This window comes from Planococcus maritimus, assembly GCF_001687625.2.
Lineage (GTDB): Bacteria > Bacillota > Bacilli > Bacillales_A > Planococcaceae > Planococcus > Planococcus maritimus.
The window spans coordinates 1,125,811-1,142,969 of the sequence record NZ_CP016538.2 but is presented as its reverse complement, the minus strand read 5'-3'; the positions used below and the strand labels follow the sequence as shown (position 1 = coordinate 1,142,969).

At 47.7% G+C, this 17,159-nt stretch carries 14 protein-coding genes and 1 other RNA gene; 5 read left to right on the top strand and 10 right to left on the bottom strand.

Annotated features, from left to right (window positions below):
* Positions 1-257: 257 nt before the first annotated feature.
* Both BBI11_RS05700 and BBI11_RS05695 read right to left on the bottom strand, forming a co-directional pair.
* Positions 258-1,430: an acetyl-CoA C-acetyltransferase gene (locus tag BBI11_RS05700; protein ID WP_068461398.1), complete on the bottom strand. Its 1,173-nt coding sequence runs from the start codon at positions 1,428-1,430 to the stop codon at positions 258-260.
* Between the two features lie 29 nt (positions 1,431-1,459).
* Positions 1,460-3,844 carry a 3-hydroxyacyl-CoA dehydrogenase/enoyl-CoA hydratase family protein gene (locus BBI11_RS05695; protein ID WP_068461396.1) on the bottom strand — a complete coding sequence of 795 codons (2,385 nt, stop codon included), beginning with the start codon at positions 3,842-3,844 and terminating at the stop codon, positions 1,460-1,462.
* 207 nt (positions 3,845-4,051) lie between these two features.
* On the opposite strand from BBI11_RS05695, the gene BBI11_RS05690 reads away from it, so the two are divergent.
* Genes BBI11_RS05690 through BBI11_RS05680 form a run of 3 tightly spaced genes read left to right on the top strand, consistent with a single transcriptional unit; the run spans position 4,052 to position 5,423 of the window.
* A complete protein-coding gene (locus tag BBI11_RS05690; RefSeq protein WP_068461394.1) occupies positions 4,052-4,372 on the top strand; it encodes a thioredoxin family protein in 321 nt (106 codons plus the stop codon).
* A 46-nt stretch (positions 4,373-4,418) separates the two neighbouring features.
* Positions 4,419-4,877, top strand: a complete 459-nt coding sequence (locus BBI11_RS05685) for an STAS domain-containing protein (protein ID WP_068461393.1) — start codon at positions 4,419-4,421, stop codon at positions 4,875-4,877.
* Between the two features lie 21 nt (positions 4,878-4,898).
* Complete coding sequence (locus BBI11_RS05680) at positions 4,899-5,423, top strand: C39 family peptidase (RefSeq protein WP_237150326.1); 525 nt, start codon at positions 4,899-4,901, stop codon at positions 5,421-5,423.
* On the opposite strand, the gene BBI11_RS05675 is transcribed toward BBI11_RS05680, so the two are convergent.
* The gene (locus BBI11_RS05675; protein ID WP_083389140.1) at positions 5,412-6,290 is read right to left on the bottom strand and encodes a 5'-3' exonuclease; all 879 of its coding nucleotides are present in this window, start codon (positions 6,288-6,290) and stop codon (positions 5,412-5,414) included. The two genes, BBI11_RS05680 and BBI11_RS05675, sit on opposite strands and share 12 nt — an antisense overlap.
* Positions 6,291-6,399: 109 nt before the next feature.
* Positions 6,400-7,896: a glycine betaine uptake BCCT transporter gene (locus tag BBI11_RS05670; protein WP_068461387.1), complete on the bottom strand. Its 1,497-nt coding sequence runs from the start codon at positions 7,894-7,896 to the stop codon at positions 6,400-6,402.
* Positions 7,897-8,287: 391 nt separating this feature from the next.
* On the opposite strand from BBI11_RS05670, the gene BBI11_RS05665 reads away from it, so the two are divergent.
* Together BBI11_RS05665 and BBI11_RS05660 are read left to right on the top strand one after the other, a co-directional pair.
* A complete protein-coding gene (locus BBI11_RS05665; RefSeq protein WP_068461385.1) occupies positions 8,288-9,028 on the top strand; it encodes an SDR family oxidoreductase in 741 nt (246 codons plus the stop codon).
* A 23-nt stretch (positions 9,029-9,051) separates the two neighbouring features.
* Positions 9,052-10,524: an aldehyde dehydrogenase family protein gene (locus tag BBI11_RS05660; protein ID WP_068461383.1), complete on the top strand. Its 1,473-nt coding sequence runs from the start codon at positions 9,052-9,054 to the stop codon at positions 10,522-10,524.
* Positions 10,525-10,879: 355 nt separating this feature from the next.
* On the opposite strand, the gene ssrA is transcribed toward BBI11_RS05660, so the two are convergent.
* The 6 genes from ssrA to eno form a co-directional block, all read right to left on the bottom strand.
* Positions 10,880-11,234: a transfer-messenger RNA gene (ssrA, locus tag BBI11_RS05655) on the bottom strand.
* Positions 11,235-11,313: 79 nt separating this feature from the next.
* The gene (gene smpB / locus BBI11_RS05650; protein ID WP_068461381.1) at positions 11,314-11,778 is read right to left on the bottom strand and encodes an SsrA-binding protein SmpB; all 465 of its coding nucleotides are present in this window, start codon (positions 11,776-11,778) and stop codon (positions 11,314-11,316) included.
* A gap of 47 nt (positions 11,779-11,825) precedes the next feature.
* On the bottom strand, positions 11,826-14,102 hold the full coding sequence (gene rnr, locus BBI11_RS05645; RefSeq protein WP_068465622.1) for a ribonuclease R: 2,277 nt from the start codon (positions 14,100-14,102) through the stop codon (positions 11,826-11,828).
* A gap of 71 nt (positions 14,103-14,173) precedes the next feature.
* Positions 14,174-14,920, bottom strand: a complete 747-nt coding sequence (locus BBI11_RS05640) for an alpha/beta hydrolase (RefSeq protein ID WP_068461379.1) — start codon at positions 14,918-14,920, stop codon at positions 14,174-14,176.
* 105 nt (positions 14,921-15,025) lie between these two features.
* Entirely contained in the window at positions 15,026-15,253 is a 228-nt protein-coding gene (gene secG, locus BBI11_RS05635) for a preprotein translocase subunit SecG (protein ID WP_058381240.1), read from the bottom strand.
* Positions 15,254-15,798: 545 nt separating this feature from the next.
* A complete protein-coding gene (eno, locus tag BBI11_RS05630) occupies positions 15,799-17,094 on the bottom strand; it encodes a phosphopyruvate hydratase (protein WP_068461376.1) in 1,296 nt (431 codons plus the stop codon).
* Between the last annotated feature and the right edge of the window lie 65 nt (positions 17,095-17,159).

Sequence of the window (17,159 nt, the reverse complement as noted above, 5' to 3'; positions counted from 1 at the left end):
CCTTCTAGAAAACGCTAACTTTAGAAAGATTTGTAGTACCTATAGTTTTCCGAAGCGTACCGCTCGCTTTCCGTGGGCTCGCGTCCAAGCCTCCTCAGTCGCTTCGCGCCTTGCGGGGTCTCGGCCGTCTCGCTTTCCCACAGGAGTCGAGCGGACTCTTCTCCAAACTACTAGATATCTCTCCGTTTTATGCATTGAATATTATGTTTGTATGACTGAAAAAGCTTTCATTACTTTCACGCTCTGTAAAATTCTTCTTACAACATTTCGAAGACGCCAGCTGCGCCCATGCCGCCGCCGATACACATTGTGACGACGCCGAATTGTTTGTTTTGACGCTTTAATTCACTAAGCATGCGCAAAGTCAAAATTGAACCTGTCGCGCCGAGCGGATGGCCGAGTGCGATGGCGCCTCCGTTCAAATTGATCTTATCCATATCCAGGCCGAGCTCGCGGATGACGCCGAGCGATTGAGACGCAAATGCTTCGTTCAGTTCCCAAACATCGATATCGTCTTTTGTCAGACCCGCAAGTTTTAACGCTTTTGGAATTGCGACGACCGGACCGATTCCCATGATTTCTGGTGGGACACCACCTGTCGCGAATGAACGGAATTTCGCGATTGGCTTTAGGCCTAACGCTTCCGCTTTTTCCCGGTCCATCACGAGCACTGAACCAGCACCATCAGAAGTTTGGGAAGAGTTCCCTGCAGTCACCGTGCCGCGCGCAGAGAACGCAGCGCGTAATTTATTGAGTGTCTGGATAGAAGTGCCGTGACGCACTCCTTCATCCATTTCGAACATAAATGATTTTTGCTGATATTTGTTCTGGCTATCGACATAGCGCTGGATCACTTCGACCGGCACGATTTCATCGACGAAATGGCCTTTTTCAATCGCCCGAGCTGCATTGTCATGGGAACGGACCGCAAACGCATCCTGGTCTTCCCGGCTCACGCCGTATTGCGTGGCGACTTGTTCTGCTGTATGGCCCATGCTCATATAATATTGCGGGACAGTTTCAGCGATTTTGGCGTTTGGCCGCAGCACATTGCCCATCATTGGCACCATGCTCATCGATTCGACGCCTCCGGCAATAATTGCTTCTGCATGGCCGACCATGATCCGTTCCGCGGCATACGCAATTGATTGCAAGCCTGATGAACAAAAACGGTTGACGGTAACAGCCGGCGTTGTATCCGGCAATCCCGCAAGCGCCCCGATATTGCGGGCGATGTTCATGCCCTGTTCTGCTTCTGGCATTGCACAACCCATGATCAAATCATCTATCGGGCCGTCATATCCTGCCCGCTTCAATGTTTCCCGCACGACCAGTGCCCCGAAATCATCCGGGCGCACCGAGGCGAGAGAACCTTTCTTCGCTTTTCCGACCGGTGTTCTAGCACCGGCCACAATAACTGCTTCGCGCATTTCATTTCCTCCTCTATACTAATCGGCGATCAATTGCGTAATGGTTTTCCTTTGACGAGCATATGCTGCATGCGTTGCTGTGATTTCGGTTCCGCAACGAGGCTCAAGAATGCTTCACGTTCTAAATCGAGCAAATACTGTTCATCCACTTTTGTGCCGTATGGCAATTTGCCTCCGGACAAAACATAAGCCAGTTTTTTGGCGATTTTCATATCGTGTTCGCTAATATAGCCGGACAATAGCATACCTTCCGCGCCGAGTAGCATGGCTGCATAGCCCGCTTCCCCTGCGACCGGCACTTTTTCTCTTCTCGGCGCCTGATAACCGCTATCATGGAGCGCTAACGCCAATTGCTTCGCATCATAGATCAAATGGTCGCTATTGACGCTGATGTGATCGACAAAGTTCAGGAAGTTGTTTTGACGTGCCTCATCTGCTGAAGTGGACACTTTAGCGGTCGCGATCGATTCGAATACACCCGCTGCCACGTTGACATAATCGGCTGTCACATGATTTGGCAAGCCTTTTAATTGCTTCATATAAAGTTCTTTATTTCCGCCGCCGCCAGGAATAAGCCCGACGCCTGCTTCAACTAAGCCCATATACGTTTCCATCGAAGCTTGGACGCGTGCCGCTGGCAAGATGACTTCGGCCCCGCCGCCAAGCGTCATGCCGAATGGTGCCGCAACGACCGGCTTCGAGCTGTATTTCAATTTCAGCATTGCATTCTGGAACGTGCGGATCGTCAAATCCAGTTCAAAGATATTGTCGTCTTGCGCTTCCATCAAAATCATGCCAAGGTTGGCGCCGACACAGAAATTCTTGCCTTGGTTGCCGATGACAAGCCCTTTATAGTTTTTCTCGACTTCATCCACTGCAAAATTGATCATTTGCATAATATCGAGCCCGATCGCATTCGAACGCGAATGGAATTCGAGCAATGCGATGCCGTCTCCAAGATCGATCAAGCTTGCGCCAGAATTTGATTTGATGACACCGTGCTTTTTCTTATAGCGTTTTAAGTCAATCACTTTATCATTGACCGGGACCGACTGATAATCCGAACCATCGAAATAATACAAGTCTCCGTTTTCTTCTTTATAGAAAGAATCGAATCCTTTATCCAATAAGCTTTGTGCAAATGTTGGTACTTCCAAACCTTGCGCGGTCATTTTTTCAGTGGATTGCTTGACCCCGATTGCATCCCATACTTCAAACGGCCCTTGCTCCCATCCAAAGCCCCATTTCATGGCATTGTCGATGGCAACGATGTCGTCTGCGATCTCACCGTGTAATTGTGCAGAATAGGCAAGCGTTGGAGCGAGGATGCTCCATAGCAATTCACCTGTGCGATCATCTGCATAAACGAGTGTTTTCATTTTGGCGGATAAGCCTTTTTGCTGCTTGGCCATTTCCTGTGAAGGCGTTTTCAATTTTTGCGCTGGGCGATATTCCATCGTCTCTGGATCGAGCTCTAGGATTTCTTTGTCTTTTTTCTGGAAGAAGCCTTGCTTCGCTTTGGCGCCAATCCAGCCGTTTTCGACCATCTGCGTCATAAAGTCAGGCGTTTTGAACACTTGCTGTTCTTCGCCTTCCGTTTGATCATAGACGTTTCTCGAAACATGCATAAACGTATCAAGTCCGACAACATCGAGCGTGCGGAATGTCGCCGATTTCGGGCGGCCGATCAAAGGTCCGGTAACCGAATCCACTTCACCGATAGAATAGCCTCGGTTTTGCATTTCACGTACTGTGACAAGCAAGCCATACGTTCCGATGCGGTTGGCGATAAAATTCGGTGTGTCTTTTGCTAAGACGACGCCTTTTCCGAGCTGGTCCTCCCCGAATTGCTGCATGAACTCGACCACTTCTGGAGCTGTCTTGTGCGCCGGAATGATTTCGAGCAGTTTCAGATAGCGCGGCGGATTGAAGAAATGAGTGCCGAGGAAATGTTTCTGGAAATCTTCCGAGCGCCCTTCTGCCATCGCATTGATGCTGATGCCCGATGTATTGGACGAGATGATGGTGCCAGGTTTTCTAACGGCATCTATTTTTTCATAAAGCGATTTTTTGATCTCCAAGTTTTCCACGATGACTTCGATGACCCAATCCACATCAGATAATTTGTCGAGGTCGTCTTCGAAATTACCAGGTGTAATCAATTGCAGATTTTTGTTTTGTGTCAGTGGAGCAGGTTTTTGTTTCAATAATTTTTGAGTAGCCGTTTGGGCCATGCGATTGCGGACTGCTTTGTCTTCTAGCGTCAGCCCTTTCGCTAGTTCTTCTTGTGTTGTTTCTTTCGGGACGATGTCAAGCAGCATGACCGGAATTCCAATATTGGCTAGATGCGCTGCGATTCCAGATCCCATGACGCCTGATCCGAGCACGGCTGCTTTTTTAATTTTATATGACACGAGCAAACCCTCCTGTTTTTGAATGAACACTCATTCATTTTCTGGATAAAAAAAAGAAATGCTGTCCTTCTTGTTCTTAGTGTAAATTATATTTCTTATTTTCGCAATATTTAATCGGAAGATTTTTCAAGCACTTCAAATCAAGTGCTTGGAGTGACAGGAAAAAAAGGGTAAACTGATAAAGATTATATAGAAGGAGGCAATTTCATGAAATCGCTTAACACTACTGAACAATTTAACGATACTATTAACAACGATGCTCCGGTCATCGTAAAATTCCAAGCTGGCTGGTGCCCGGATTGCACACGCATGGATATGTTTATCGACCCGATCATTGAACAATACGATAATTACCAATGGTTTGACGTCAATCGCGACGAGCTGCCAGAAATCGCTGAGCAATACGATGTCATGGGCATCCCGAGCTTGTTGATCTTCAAAAATGGTGAAAAGCAAGCACATTTGCACAGCGCCAACGCTAAAACTCCGGCTTCTGTCATTCATTTTCTTGAAGAACAAAACGCTTAATCCCACCATTTAAATATCGTCTAGTAAATGAAGTCGAGGTGCACATATGGATCCACAGCAGGAAATAAAAGAACTGAAAGAACTTGTCGCGCATTACCAAGATGTCATTCACAATATGTCTGCACCAATCATTCCGTCAATTGTACCGAATACTATTCTTGCGCCGATTGCCGGCTATATTTTCCGTGACCGTTTTGAAACGATCCGGACCAAAGTGCTTGAATACGCAGCGGATCATCGCGATACGGAGCAAGTCATTTTCGATTTTACCGGCGTCACGATGCAAGATGTACAATCGTTTGATTTCAATGAGCTCGCTTTGGAATTGACGCAATTGAATAGCGCATTGAAATTGATGGGGCTGCGTGGCATTTACGTGGGCTTCAATCCCCGCTTCGTCCGTGAAATCGTTCACGCTGGCATCCAAGTCGACTTGGAAGTGTATACGACATTCCGCAGCGCCTTGCAAACTTTGCTCGATGAACGCGAAGCGAAACTGCGTTAATCTATTTTGACAGGAGGATGGATGATGAAAGTGCTGCTTCCTTTTCAAGCCATGAACCAATATGCTGACCAGGTACCGGCTTCTTACCGCGCTTCTGCTTGCGGGCCGATCACTGCAGCTTCCATCCTCCGCTATCACAAAGAGCTTACACCAGGAATCGGACAGCTTTATCGATTTCTCGGGACGACTTCGCTTGGCTTGAGTGCATTTTGCTTTATCCGGCGGCTGAAAAAATGGCTGGGCCCGCGGTATGAAATCAAACGGGTGCGCTCCATCGGACAGATCAAGCAAGAGCTTGATGCCGGTAATCCGCTCGCAGTGAAATTCGATCGTTATTTCTCATTGCGCTGGCGACAAGAAACTACTTTCGCCTATCACTGGGTGCCGCTGATTGGCTATGAAGAAACCGAGGACGATTTGCTGCTGTATGTCCACGACAATGGACAAAAAAACCGCCCGAGCAATTTGCGGGCGGTGTCATTCCGAAAGAACCGAAACGTCTTGAGTTTTATCCGGATTTCTCCGGTACAACGATCAAACGAATGATTTTTCTAGGAGCCTTGCGAGCAAGTGGAATTCCCGCTCGTCGCAAATCCTTACCAAATCAGAAGAATATTCCGGCACTGCAATTTCCTCGAGTGCCACATCCAGCTGGAGGTCATCTTTGATGACCGCTAGTTTTTTTGATAATGCGAGCATATCCTGATGTTCTTCGATTTTCTTTTTCTGTGCTGGTTTTAATTCTTCGATGTGCCCGAGAACACCTTCAACCGAGCCGTATTGCTGGATCAATTGAAGTGCCGTCTTCGGCCCGATGCCTTTCACGCCCGGATACCCATCGCTTGGGTCGCCCATAAATGCTTTCACATCGGCGAATTGCTCTGGTAAGATGCCGTATTCTTCGCCGAATCGCGCATCGGTATAGAGATCGTAAATATGGAAGCCTTTTTTCATGAAGGCGATCTTGACCGATGGATTCAGTAGTTGAAGCATGTCCTTATCCCCCGTAATGATCGTATAATCTGCCTCATCCGGCCATTTCTTTGTAAACGAACCGATAAAATCATCCGCCTCGATGCCTTTTTCACCGTAGTTTTTCCAACCCAGCAACTCGGACACTTCACGTGCCTGGTCGAATTGATGCAGCATGTCTTCAGGCGGCGCGGGCCGGTTTGCTTTGTAGCCGTCGAACATTTCTGTTCGGAACGTATGCGCACCCATATCCCAACACACGGCGATATGCGTCGGTTTCATCAAAGATTTAGCAGTCAACACGTGGCGCGCAAAGCCTTGTACCCCATTTGTTGCAAGCCCGCTTTCCGTGCGGAAAAATTGCCCGACACCCGCTGTGGCAAAGTATGAGCGGAACAACACGGCCATTCCGTCGATTAGCATAATATGTGGTTTTTCCAAAAAGTATTCCCCCATTCAAGACGATTTCCATTCTTCATTATACGCGACTTACCATAGAAAAAGGGTGCCGGATTTCCGGCACCCTTTTAGATCGTTTATCGTTTATCGTTTATCGTTTGCGCTTGATCGCTTTGTATTCAAGAGTCAAAGCTTTGTAGAACGACGCCATCATCAATAGCATGATGAATGAGAACGGGAAGGCGGCGATAATTAATGCCGTCTGCAAGGAGCCGAGCCCGCCTGCGAAAAGCAAGATGACTGCGATGGTCGATTGCGCAATCCCCCATGTCAGCTTGACGGCGTTCGCTGGGTCTAACGAGCCGTTAGACGTTTGCATGCCGAGTACGAATGTTGCCGAGTCAGCGGATGTGATGAAAAACGTCGAGATCAACAACACAGCGACGATTGACAATAACATGCCAAGCGGCAATTCATTGAATACAGCAAACAAGGTTTCTTCCGTCAACAATCCAGTCAAATCGACACCGCTGCTTTGGACATCGATCGCTGTTGTACCAAAGGCAGCGAACCAGATAAAGCTGATAAACGTCGGAATGAGCAAGACGCCAAACAGGAATTCACGGATTGTGCGGCCTTTTGAAACGCGAGCGATGAAAATACCAACAAATGGTGACCATGAAATCCACCAAGCCCAATAGAAAATGGTCCAGCCATCAATCCATGAGCGGTTTTCTCCATCAATCGGAGCGGCACGGAAGCTCATGTTGATCAAGTTTTGGAAATAGCTGCCGAGTGAATCGGTGAACATGTTGAAAATCAACAAGGTCGGTCCGAGAATGATGACCATGACGAGCAATGCGACAGCCAATACCATATTCGTATTAGACAGGTACTTAATCCCTTTACTGATGCCTGACCAAGACGAAATCATGAACAGTACGGTAACGACCGCGATGATGATGACTTGCGTGATCAAGCTGTCTCCAGGAATACCGTCAAACAAATAAGCGAGTCCGCCATTGATTTGGATGGCACCAAAGCCAAGCGTTGTTGCTACACCGACTGCTGTGGCGAACACGGCAATAACGTCGACAAGAACACCCCATGGGCCTCTCATGCGATCGCCAAACAACGGGCGAAGTGTAGAAGAAATAAGTCCAGGTTCGCCTTTGCGGAATTGGAAATATGCCAGCGATAACGCAACTACTGCGTAAATCGACCAGGCATGGATGCCCCAGTGGAAAAATGTAAACCGCATGGATTCCCGGAACGCTTCCTGAGATCCCGGCTCAGCTGTCGCCGGGTCGATCGCGAAATGCGATAGCGGCTCTGCCGCACCCCAGAATACGAGCCCGATACCCATGCCCGCTGAAAACAGCATTGCAATCCATGTTGCGAATGAGTATTCTGGTTTATCTGTATCTTTCCCTAGTTTAATTTGCCCCATTGGACTGACAAGGAAGTACAAGCAAAAGATAACCATTACTGAGACGATTAATAAGTAATACCAACCGAACGAAGTCGTCAGGAATGATTCCATATTGCCGGTAACTTCCGCGAAATGTTCTGGAGCAAGCGCACCGTAACCAACTGCCAAGGCAATTAGAACAATCGCGATCCAAAACACGTTTGTTACTTTCTTCATATAGTCTCCTCCTTTTAATTTGTTCACAAGATATAACGCTACGGAACATTGGCGCGCTTGTCAACTGTCTGAATTATGTATCAACTAAAGTGCTTAGCTTCAATATCAAATACCCGCTAATGTATGCCGCGAAACAATGGAAATTAAGACCAATTGCCCAGACAAAACTAGCCGATATCCAGCAAAAAAAAGATTACTAGGCTTTTTGGAAACAATTTATTGTCATTTTCTGATTACTGAGCCTTCCCTGCTCTCCATAATGCGTGTCATCATTTTTTCGTTAAATGATTTTCAGTTGTTTAAATGACCCCTCAATGGGGGTAAAGAAACAAGATGTCTTTATTTCAGGACATTTTAGCCAACACTAAATCAGAACTGGAGCTGAATAGATATGACACAGAAAAATACCGCAATTATTACCGGCGCTAGCAGTGGTATCGGTCAAGCTACTGCAAAGGAACTGGCAGCAAAAGGCTATCCCGTCCTACTCGCTGCTCGGCGCGAAGAACGCCTAGTAGAACTGAAGAAAGAAATTGAAGCTGAAGGCGGTAAAGCCGATTACCGGGTAACCGACGTGACTTCAGCGGAAGAAATGAAAGCCTTGGCTCAAGCCGCAATTGAGCAGACTGGGAAGATTGACATCCTCGTCAACAATGCCGGATTGATGCCTTTATCGTATATGAATAAATTAAAACTCGATGAATGGGACCAAATGGTCGACGTCAACATTAAAGGCGTTCTTTACGGAATCGCCGCCGTCCTCCCAATCATGGAAGAACAAAAATCAGGGCATATCCTGAACGTTTCTTCTGTTGCAGGCCATCAAGTCATGAAAGGCAGCGCAGTATACAGTGGAACAAAATACGCAGTCCGTGCCATTTCAGACGGATTGCGCCAGGAGATCGACCCATCGCATGAAATCCGCGTGACCATCGTATCGCCGGGTGCGGTCGCAACCGAATTGACGAATACCATCACTGATGATGACGTACTCGACAGCTTCAAGAGCATGTCCGATTCCATGGAGCCACTGCAAGCACAAGACATCGCGAATGCCATCGGCTATGCTGTGGAACAGCCATCACACGTCGACGTTAACGAAATCTTGATCCGCCCTAGACAACAACCTTAAGAAATAGAATGGAGACGATTCAAATGAAAACCGATTTTTCCAAGATTTTTATAAATGGCGAATGGACAACAGGGTCCAGCGATAGCCAAATGAAAAATACCAACCCGTTCACCGGTGAAGAACTGGTTACGACTCAAGCAGCCGATAAGAACGATTTGGATGCTGCTTACAAAGCAGCAGAAACCGCACAACTCGAATGGGCGAAGGAATTGCCGCAAGCGAAACAAGCGGTCATGGAAAAAGCCATCGAAGTCATGAAAGAAAACAAAGAATTGATCATCGAATGGCTTATCAAAGAAGCCGGCAGCACGAAGATCAAAGCGACCGTCGAATTCGGCGCTTCCATGAACATCTTAAAAGAAGCGGCAACTTTCCCATTCCGCATGGAAGGCAAAATCATGCCTTCCCAACAACCGGGTAAAGAAAACCGCGTCTACCGTAACCCGCTTGGCGTCATCGGCATCATCAGCCCGTGGAACTTCCCGTTCCATTTGGCGGTCCGCTCGATTGCACCCGCACTTGCCACTGGCAATGCTGTCGTCATCAAGCCGGCAACCGATACGCCAGTAACTGGCGGCCTCCTGTTTGCGAGCCTATTTGAAGCAGCTGGCTTGCCTAAAGGACTATTAAACGTTGTCGTTGGCCGAGGTTCTGAAATCGGCGATGATATCGTTACCCACCCGACACCGCGTTTGATCTCATTCACGGGCTCAACACCTGTTGGTAAACACATCGGAGAATTAGCTGGTGGCGCATTGAAGAAAACCGCTTTAGAACTTGGCGGCAACAACAACTTTATCGTGTTGAACGATGCCGACATCGACCAGGCTGTCGATTCTGCCCTATTCGGCAAATTTTATCATCAAGGACAGATCTGCATGTCGATCAACCGCATCTTTGTCCATAAAGACATTTACGACGAATTTGCCGAGCAGTTCATTGAACGCGCTGGCAACTTGAAATACGGCAATCCTGCGGAAGACGATACACAAGTCGGTCCGCTCATCAACCGCGACCAAGTCGACCGCATCCTAAAAGACATCGATGCGACGGTCGAGCAAGGCGCGAAAATCCGCCTCGGCGGCAAAGCAGACGGCAATGTCCTCCAGCCGACCGTCTTGACTGGCGTTACAAACGACATGCCGCTTGCAGAGAACGAGATCTTCGGACCTGTCGCGATTCTCATCCCGTTTGAAAGCGATGAAGAAGTCATCGAACAGGCCAATAAATATCCGTTCGGTTTAAGTGGTGCTGTGCATTCAGCGAATATCGAACACGGTACGAATATCGCCCACCAAATCGAGACTGGCATGATCCACGTCAACGACCAATCGGTCAACGACGAAGCGCACATGCCATTCGGTGGCGAAAAAGACTCCGGCCTCGGCCGCTTTAACGGCGAATGGGTGCTCGAGGAATTCACTACCTTGAAATGGCTGTCCGTGCAACATCAGCGCAGACAGTACGGGGCATTTGTGGATAATACGAAGAAATAATATGCGAAACCGGCAGCTCCTGTAATGGAGCTGCCGGTTTTTTTAGATGGCGATAGAAAATCTTAATACAGATTGTGATCTTTCAATAACAGCTGCGTGAAGTGCAGGCGGCGACTCCTTCGGAAAAACGGAGTGATGAGACCCCGCAGGAAATGAAAGAACGAAGCATAGCTGAGTTCTTTCATTTGCGACGCATCTGCTTGCAGATGTGGGAGCAATTTTATAATGACGAGGAGGCTCAGCACCTCGTCCGCGGAAAGCGTCTCCCGAAACGGAACTCAGCCGTTTTAAAGACAACAAAAAACGCCAAAACCCTTAACAAAGGATTTTGGCGTTTCTTCAACTCCATAAAATTCTATGGAGACGGCGGGAGTCGAACCCGCGTCCAGAGACTCCGTTACTTGAGCATCTACGCGTGTAGCTTATCTATTGGAGTTTCGCCGCTCAATCTGCCGACAAGCAGGCGTCATGAGGGCTAGTTCGAGAATCTCTTGCAGTCAGCTCAAACGGCACTGACTGCCGTATCCCACTAAAAGTGAGCTCTATGCAGCCACATGGGCGATGGTTACATAAAGCAGATCCGAGCTTACGCTGCGAATGCTAGGTTGTTGTTAGTTTTGCCAGTTGTTATAAGTTACGTTGATGACGGAGCCGATCCTCCGACGCGCAACCCAAGCTCGAACCATCCCTGTCGAATCCGTAACGTCCCCTCATTAAAAGAGAACACGGAAGTGGTTTAGCTTCGGTGTACTGTTACCAGTATAGGACAAAACAGGTCAGAGTTCAAGTTTAACGGCTTCTCTCTTTGAGCGCGCGGTCGATTGCCCGCTTCGCATCTTTCTTCTTCAAGTCTTCGCGCTTGTCGTATTTCTTCTTCCCTTTACCGACGCCGAGCAGCACTTTGGCATATCCGTCCTTCAAGTACATCTTGAGCGGGACGATTGCCGCACCGTCGACTTTCGATTTGCCGACCAGTTCGTTGATCTGCTTTTTGTGGAGCAAGAGCTTGCGCGAGCGCAACGGGTCATGGTTAAACTGGTTGCCTTGCTCATACGGCGAGATGTGCATATTGGAAATCCAAGCTTCGCCGTTTCGGATGCGGACGAATGCATCTTTGATCTGCACTTTGCCGTTACGGGCGGATTTAATCTCCGTGCCAAGTAGCACAATCCCCGCTTCGATCGTTTCTTCGATCGCGAAATCAAATCCCGCTTTTTTATTCTGGGCAATTACTTTGCCTTCTCCTTTGGCCATATCTATTCACCTCAAACTGTTGGAAAAAGCGGCACGTGGCCGCTTTTTTATTTCTTCTTGCGGCGCTGCTGTTGTTTTGCAGCCCCTTCATAAAACTTTTTCTTGTCATTCTTCGGCTTGCGTTTGTCGCTGCCCTGCCCGCGCTTCTTGCCGTCTTTCGGCTTGTCGCCGCTACGGCCGCTGCGAATCACTTTCGGGGTTTCTTTGCGCGAGCTGCGTCGCGTATTTTGAGTCATGCCGACGATTTCGAAATCGATTGACGATTCTTCCGGTTTAACACCGATGACGCGCACTTTGACTTCATCGCCGATGCGGAATTGGCGCTTCGTACGTTCGCCCATCATGATCATCTGACGGTCATCAAACTGATAATAATCATCTGTTAAATTGGACACGTGGACCAATCCTTCGATGGTATTCGGCAGTTCAATAAACATGCCGAAGTTCGTGACAGATGACACGATGCCGTCGAATTCTTCTCCGACTTTATCTGCCATATACTGTGTTTTCTTCAGTGCATCCGTATCGCGCTCCGCTTCCACAGCCCGTCTCTCCCGGTCAGATGTGTGAGTGGCGATATCATCCATTTCCGCTTCCCAATGGCGAATGGTCTTTTTCGACAAGTCTTTTTCGATCAAATATGTGCGAATCAGACGATGGATGATCAAATCCGGATAGCGGCGGATCGGTGACGTGAAATGCGTGTAGAATTCCGTCGACAAGCCAAAATGGCCAAGGCTATTTGAAGAGTATTTTGCCTGCTGCATCGAGCGCAACATCATTGTCGAAACAACTGGCTCTTCAGGCTTGCCTGCGATAGATTCGATGATTTCTTGCAATGCTTTCGGAGAAACTTCGTCCCCAGAACCTTTTACGGTAATACCGAAATTAGTAATGAATTCGAAAAAGCGCTGTAATTTTTCCGTTTTTGGCTCTTCGTGAATACGGTATAGAGACGGTACATCCATGCGATGGAAATGCTCCGCGACGGTTTCGTTCGCTGCGAGCATAAATTCTTCGATCAAACGCTCAGCAACAGTGCGCTCACGAACAACGATATCAATCGGGTACCCTTCGTCATCGACGATTACTTTGGACTCTTTAAAGTCAAAATCGATCGCTCCGCGTGTCATGCGGCGCTGATGCAAGACAGCTGAAAGTTCTTTCATCAATTCGAACATTGGAACTAGTTCAGCGTATTGTTCTTTTAGTTCTTGATTGTCTTTTTCAAGAATTTCATAGACGTCAGTATAGGTCATGCGGGCCGACGTGTTGATGACGCTCTGGAAAATATCGTGTGACAATACTTCCCCTTTGTCGTTGAAAATCATTTCGCAAGATAAAGTCAAGCGGTCGACTTGTGGGTTCAGAGAGCAGATTCCGTTCGACAAGCGGTGCGGAATCATTGGGATAACACGGTCCGTCAAGTAAATACTGGTCGCCCGGTCGTAAGCTTCACGGTCGATAGCAGAACCTTCTGTCACGTAATGGCTGACGTCTGCAATATGGACGCCAAGTTTATATGTGCCATCTTCAAACTTCTTGACTTGAATGGCATCATCCAAATCTTTCGCATCCGCCCCGTCGATCGTCACAATTTGCTCCTCGCGCAAATCGCGGCGGTCGTTCAGGTCTTCAGGATCGATTTGGTCCGGCACTGCATTTGCCTGGTCCAACACATCTTGCGGGAATTCGACTTCGATGCCGTATTTATGGATAATCGACAAGATATCGACGCCCGGGTCGTTTTTATGCCCGAGCACTTGCGTGACCATGCCCGTTGCGGACAAACGCCCTTCTGGCCAGCCCGTGATTTCAACGACGACTTTATGGCCATCGACCGCACCGAGTGTGTCGCCTTTTGCGATAAAGATATCCATGTTCATTTTTTTATCGTCTGTGACGACAAAGCCGAAGCCTTTGTTCGCCTGGAACGTGCCGACAACTTTGGTTGTGCCGCGTTCTAAGATGCGGATAACCGATCCTTCACGACGGTCTCCGGACGATCCTTCGGAAACGCGGATCATGACCGTATCGCCGTTTACCGCACTGTTTACTTCATTCGGTGGGATAAAGACATCATCAAGGCCCGCTTCCTCGGGCGCAAAAAAGCCGAAGCCTTTGGCGTGGCCGATGAATTTGCCGCGCATCAAGTTCATGCGGTCCGGCACACCGTAGCGATTCGCACGCGAGCGCACCAATTCGCCTTTTTCTTCAAGCTTAACGAGCGTTTTTACCAATTCTTTAAATTCATCGGCGTCTTCAAAGCCGAACTGTTCTTCTATTTCTGTAACGGTTAGTGGCTTGTATGCATCATCGCGCATAAAGGCTAATAACCGCTGATCCAATGACTGTTCATTCTTGCTCAATCCTAACTCCTCCTTTTGAGACCGTCTCACACGCTCCAGTCGAGCGATTCGAGAAACTCGTATATATCTTCATGCAATTGCTTTTTCTCCTGATCTAGCGTGATAACATGGCCCGATTTCTCGTACCATTTAATGCGCTTGTCAGTCGACTCCGCTTCGTCGTGAATGATGTTGGCAGACTCAGGGTTAATGACTTTGTCAAGTGAGCCTTGGACGACGAAAAGTGGCGAATAGACATGATCGACATTATTCCGTACTTCACCGATTAATTCGCGCAGTGCTGCAAGTGTTTCCATCGGCTTTTCCTGGAACTTCTTCATCTCTTCTTCGATAAGCTTATCATCTTTTCCTTCATATTTCTTGTATTCCCGGGCATAGTCCAAAACCCCTTGATACATTAGGTCCGTCGATTTCATATGCATCGGTGCACACATCGTCACGATACCCTTCATAGGCTTTGTATACCCTAATTTCAAGCTGAATACGCCGCCAAGTGACAAGCCAGCCACTGCGATCTCCTGATAGCCCTTATCGATCAGCGTTTGATAAGCTTCTTCGACATCTTGCCACCAATCCTCAGGACCCGTTTCCACCAATTTCTCAGGCGCTACACCATGTCCCGCATAATGAGGCGCGATGCTCGTATAACCTTTCGTTTCCAAGAAGCGTCCAAGCATCCGGACGTCTGCAGAATTGCCGGTAAAGCCGTGCAATAGCAGAACGGCACGCGGCCCTTGCTCAAAGAAGAATGGTTTTGGTTGTGAAATACGCATAAACTTTCCCTCCAACTACATTTGCTTACTATTATATAGGCTTGTGCCCATTTTTCCCTAAAAGAAAACGCCCAACCACTAAATGGTCAGGCGGTGTACTCTACATTATACTTTCGTTACGGCGATAGCCAGAATAAAGAATAAGGCAGCAAGAACGATCGTCACCCGATGAAGGACAAGATCCAACCCACGGGCTTTTTGCTTGCCGAAAAGTTGCTCTGCTCCACCGGAGATGGCTCCTGAAAGGCCTGCACTTTTCCCTGATTGCAATAGAACGACAACAATCAAAGCGATCGAAACGATAAGAAGTAATGTCATTAACAATGTATGCATAAATACCACCTCCTGAAAAGAACCTTCACAACAAACTCTAGTTTACCAAAAATTGAAACCTCAAGCAATAGAGCCCCTAAAAAATACAAATAGTTTAGACCATTTCAATATTTTCTTGTTCACTCTTTTTTAAAATCTCTTGATGAGTAGCATTTGCTTTCTTAGTAAAGAGTAGAACAAGATTTCATTTTGACGTCACTCCACAAAATCGCTACAAAAGTTTTATTCAGCTCTTACTAAGTTCAAGCATCACAAATGAAATTATAAACGATTTTTTATAGTACCTATCCTATAGGCGGAGTGTAAGGGGCGACTCCTGCGGAAAAAGTGGGTTTGAGAGACCCCGCAGGGAATGAATGAGCGAAGCTTCGCTGAGTTCATTCATTTGCGACGCTTGAGCATAGCGAAAGTGGAGCAAGCCGAGGAGGCTCGATGCCCACTCCGCGGAAAGCGTCCCCTGGAACGCAGCCTCTATATTCCTCACACATTCTAACAGAAAAGCTGCCGGAAAAAATCTCCGGCAGCTCTTCCTCGCTTATTGGCTATTATTTCTTCAAGTTGTAGAACGTTTTAACGCCCAAGTATTTCGCTGTATCGTGCAATTGATCTTCGATGCGAAGCAATTGGTTGTATTTCGCTACACGGTCCGTACGTGACGGTGCGCCTGTTTTGATTTGCCCAGCGTTTGTCGCGACTGCGATGTCTGCGATCGTGACATCTTCCGACTCGCCTGAACGATGGGAGATGACCGCTGTGTAGCCAGCACGTTTTGCCATTTCGATTGCATCGAATGTTTCAGTCAATGTACCGATTTGGTTCACTTTGATTAGGATCGAGTTGCCGATTCCTTGCTCAATGCCTTGTGCCAATTTCTTCGTGTTGGTAACGAACAAGTCATCGCCGACCAATTGTACTTTTTCGCCGATGCGGTCTGTCAATAGCTTAAAGCCATCCCAGTCGTTCTCGTCCAATCCATCTTCAATAGAGACGATTGGATATTTGTTCGCCAACTCTTCGTACCAGTCAACCATTTCAGCTGAAGTTTTCACTGTGTTGTCGCCAGCCAATGTGTAGACGCCTTTTTCTTTGTCGTAGATTTCAGATGCGGCAACGTCCATCGCCAGCAAGACATCTTCGCCTGGCTTAAAGCCTGCTTTTTCGATAGCGATCATGATTGTTTCAAGTGCTTCTTCGTTTGAACCAAGGTTCGGTGCAAATCCGCCTTCGTCGCCGACAGAAGTGTTATAGCCTTTGTCTTTCAGTACAGACTTCAAGTTATGGAAGATTTCTGCTCCCATGCGAAGCGCATGACGGAACGACTCAGCGCCGACTGGCATAACCATAAATTCCTGAATGTCGACATTGTTATCTGCATGCTCACCGCCGTTTAGGATGTTCATCATTGGTACTGGCAATTGCTTGGCATTGAATCCACCAAGGTATTGGTACAATGGCAAGTCCAAATAGTTTGCGGCTGCATGGGCAACTGCCATAGAAACACCCAGAATCGCGTTAGCGCCAAGGCGGCCTTTGTTTTCAGTTCCGTCAAGCTCGATCAACGCTTGGTCGATAGATACTTGGTCAAGTACTGAATAGTTTTCTTCCAACTCGTCAGCGATTTCATTGTTTACGTGATCAACCGCTTTTAAGACGCCTTTACCAAGGTAACGGCTCTTATCGCCATCGCGAAGTTCAACCGCTTCGTGTTCACCAGTAGATGCGCCAGATGGCACGATGGCACGGCCGAATGCGCCGCTTTCTGTGAATACCTCAACTTCTACAGTTGGGTTCCCTCTAGAATCGAGTACTTCGCGTGCTTGGATGTGTGTAATAATTGGCAATATCAACAGCTCCCTTTTCAAATGGTTTGGTCAATTTCGTTTATAAGTAATTCGAAATGTACAGA